The sequence below is a fragment of the Delftia sp. ZNC0008 genome, assembly GCF_000799035.1.
In the GTDB taxonomy this organism is placed as follows: Bacteria; Pseudomonadota; Gammaproteobacteria; order Burkholderiales; family Burkholderiaceae_C; genus Comamonas; species Comamonas tsuruhatensis.
The window spans coordinates 1-3,501 of sequence record NZ_JTKZ01000325.1; the positions used below are offsets into that span (position 1 = coordinate 1).

The 3,501-nt window shown below is 68.1% G+C and carries 2 protein-coding genes; one reads left to right on the plus strand and one right to left on the minus strand.

Annotated elements, in window-relative coordinates:
- Positions 1-76 precede the first annotated feature (76 nt).
- Positions 77-1,879, minus strand: a complete 1,803-nt coding sequence (locus L995_RS10910; RefSeq protein WP_017406502.1) for an NAD(P)/FAD-dependent oxidoreductase — start codon at positions 1,877-1,879, stop codon at positions 77-79.
- A 320-nt stretch (positions 1,880-2,199) separates the two neighbouring features.
- On the opposite strand from L995_RS10910, the gene L995_RS10915 reads away from it, so the two are divergent.
- Positions 2,200-3,501: sigma-54-dependent Fis family transcriptional regulator (locus L995_RS10915; protein WP_047471592.1), on the plus strand; the 1,302-nt coding region annotated here is incomplete at its 3' end.

A 3,501-nucleotide genomic window follows, 5' to 3' on the forward strand; every position in this document is an offset into this window, starting at 1 on the left:
CTTTCATGATTGAACTTTCTGTTTTGCAAGGCTGGGTTGGCGGGCGGCACAGCCGCCCCATGGCGATTATTCGGCCTTACCGCAGGTGATGAACTTGCTGCAGGTCATAGACACGCACCGGCAGGCCTTCCTGCCGCGCCTTGAGCTGCAGCGCCAGGTACAGCGAGTAGTGGCGCGACTGGTGCAGGTTGCCGCCGTGGAACCACAGCGCCTCTTGCTGCGTGGGCTTCCACATGTTGCGCTGCTCGCCTTCCCACGGTCCCGGGTCCTTGGTGGTGTCCGAGCCCAGGCCCCAGACCTTGCCTACCTTGTCCGCCACCTCCTGGCTGATCAGGTCGGCCACCCAGCCGTTCATGGAGCCATAGCCGGTCGCGTAGACCACCAGGTCCGCCGGCAGCTCGGTGCCATCGGCCAGCACCACCGCGTTTTCCGACAGGTGGCTGATCTGCTTGCCCGCCTGCAGCTTGATGCTGCCGTCGATCACCAGATCGCAGGCCCCCACGTCGATGTAGTAGCCCGAGGCGCGGCGCAGGTACTTCATGAAAAGGCCCGAGTCGTCATCCCCGAAGTCCAGCATGAAGCCGGTCGCCTCCAGCTGGCGGTAGAACTGAGCGTCGCGCTCGCGGATGCGGTTGTACACCGGCACCTGGAAGTCGGCCATGATGCGGTAGGGCAGCGAGGCAAAGATCAGGTCCGCCTTCCTGGTCGTCACGCCGCTGGCCACGGCGCGCTCCGAGTACAGGTCGCCCAGGCCGATGTCCATCAGCGAATCGGAGCGCACGATGTGCGTGGACGAGCGCTGCACCATGGTCACATCGGCGCCGTGCTCCCACAGGGCCGCGCAGATGTCGTGGGCGGAATTATTGGCGCCGATCACCACCACCTTCTTGCCCGCGTAGGCGTCCGGGCCATGGTGCTGGGACGAGTGCTGCTGCTCGCCCTTGAAGATGTCCTGGCCCTTGATCTTGGGCACATTCGCCTTGCCCGACATGCCGGTGGCGAACACCACATGCCTGGGGCGCAGCACCTGCGTCTCGCCATTGCGCTCCACGGTGACTTCCCATTCCTGCCGGCCCTCATCGAAGCGGGCGTTCAGGCAGTTGGTGGACGGCCAGTAGTTGACCTCCATCACCTTGGTGTACATCTCCAGCCAGTCGCCGATCTTGTCCTTGGGCGCGAACACGGGCCAGTTGTCCGGGAAAGGCATGTACGGCAGGTGGTCGTACCAGACCGGGTCGTGCAGGCACAGCGATTTATAGCGGTTGCGCCACTGGTCGCCAGGGCGCGCCTGGCGGTCGATGACGATGTGCGATACCCCCAGCTGGCGCAGCCGCGCGCCCAGCGCAATGCCGCCCTGGCCGCCGCCGATGACGAGCACGAAAGGCTGCCTGTCGCGGCCCAGTTCCTGGGCCTCCTGCTGGCGGCGCTCCAGCCAGGTCTGGCGGCCACGCCGGATGCCGTGCTCGGCCCCCATCGGGCGGCGCGTGCCCATGGGTTCCTCATGCCCCTTGAGCTCCTGGGCGGCCGTCAGCAGCGTCCAGATGCGCCCGTCCCTGATGCGGACATGGCCGCCGCCGCGCGCATGGCGCGTGTCGATCACGATCCAGGCGGATACCACGCCATCGGCCTCCTCCACCGTCTCGCGCTCGTCCAGCGAAAAGCGCACGGGCGCCGCGGCGTCCAGCTGCGCGGCCAGCATGTCGGCGATCTGGCTGCGCCCTTCCATGGTCTTGATGTTCCAGGTCAGCAGCACCAGGTCGCGCCAGTAGCATTCGTCGGCGAACAGGCGGCTGGCGGCCGCGAAGTCGCGGTCTCCCAGGGCATGGTTGAGTTGGTCAAGCATCGCCTTGGCGCGGGCGTTGGGCGTCGTATCGGTCATGGTTGTCTCCTTGATGCGGTCATGCCCGCTGGTTTTTCTTCGGGCAGGCGCTCTTACGCAATCACCATGCCAGGCAGGCCCGGCGGCAGGATGCGCCAGGCAAATCAAGGGGTTGCCTGCGCGCCTCCGGTACAAACCCTGCGCCTTGCACCCCGCTGCCCGGCGTTGCCGCCCGCGACAGGTGGGGCAGCCCTGCGACACCTGTCGCACCAGGCGTGCTGCAGCGCAGCAGGGGCAGTGGGTAAGTCTTGATTGGCGCTGCGCCGCACAGGGCACAGAATTGTCTGCGGCACGTTCAAAGCCCGCATCGACTCCACGCCATGCCCCTGCAGTCCTACGCCTCGCACATCCAGGAAATCGAAGCCTTCGGCCTGGGCTACTCCCACCGCGGGCAGGAGCGCGACCGCGCCGTGCTGCGCAGCTGGCGCCGCTGCATCGACTCCCACCGGCTCGACCCGGCGCATACCAGCGAAGCCCACATCGTCACCGAAGGCCAGCTGCGCGCGCACCGCGAGGAGTCCGAGCCGCTGATCCACATCGCCCGCCATGCGCTGGAGCGGCTGTACCAGCAGCTCAAGGGACTGGACTACGTGCTGCTGCTGGCGGACCGGCACGGCGTGGCCGTGGACTTTCTGGGGCATGAGGCCGACAAGGGCGACCTGCGCCGCGCGGGCCTGTATCTGGGCGCGCAATGGCGCGAGGACCACTCGGGCACCTCGGCCGTGGGTGCCTGCCTTGAGACGGGCGAGGCGCTGACGGTGCACCAGAGCGACCATTTCGACTTCACCCACACCGGCCTGTCCTGCACGGCCGCGCCCATCTACGACATGCGCGGCGAACTCGCGGCGGTGCTGGACCTGTCGCTGCTGCGCTCACCTGCCGAGCGGGCCAGCCAGAACCTGGCGCTCAACCTCGTCATGGCCGCGGCGCGGCGCGTGGAGCAGGCCAACCTGATGGCGCAGTCCGGCCAGGACTGGGTGGTGCGCCTGGCCCAGTCGCCCGATTTCCTCGACGTCGATCCCGACGCCTCCATCAGCGTCGATGCACGTGGCCGCATCCGCGCCATGACCCACGCGGGCGCGCGGTTGTTGGCAGCGGCCGCGCAACTGGACTGGCGCCAGCGCAAGAGCCTCATCGGCCAGCCGCTGGAGCGTTTCTTCGACGTGGACCTGCGCCACCTGTCCGAGCTGCGCCGCAATCGCCCGGCGCAGGAGCGCATCATCCGCGCCCGCGACGGCAGCATCCTCTTCGCCCATGCCATGGAGCCGCAGCGCCGGACACGCCGCCTGCAAGCGCAGGCAAGGCCGGCGCAGCCCCCGCTGCCTGCTGCGCTGCAGGCGCTGGACACGGGTGATGCCGCACTGCAGACGCTGCTGCGCAAGGCCGCGCGGCTCGCACCGCAAGAGCTGCCCGTGCTGGTGCAGGGAGAGACCGGCGCAGGCAAGGAATACCTGGCCCGCGCGCTGCATGCATCCAGCGGCCGCAGCGGCTCCTTCATTGCCATCAACTGCGCAGCCATTCCCGAGGCACTGTTGGAGAGCGAGCTGTTCGGCTACCTGCCCGGCACCTGGACCGGCGGCGCCAGCAAGGGCCGCGAAGGGCTGATTGCTGCGGCACACGAG

Coding starts and splice junctions, on each gene's coding strand:
- L995_RS10910 (WP_017406502.1), bottom strand. CDS start 1,879: ATGACCGATACGACGCCCAACGCCCGCGCCAAGGCGATGCTTGACCAA.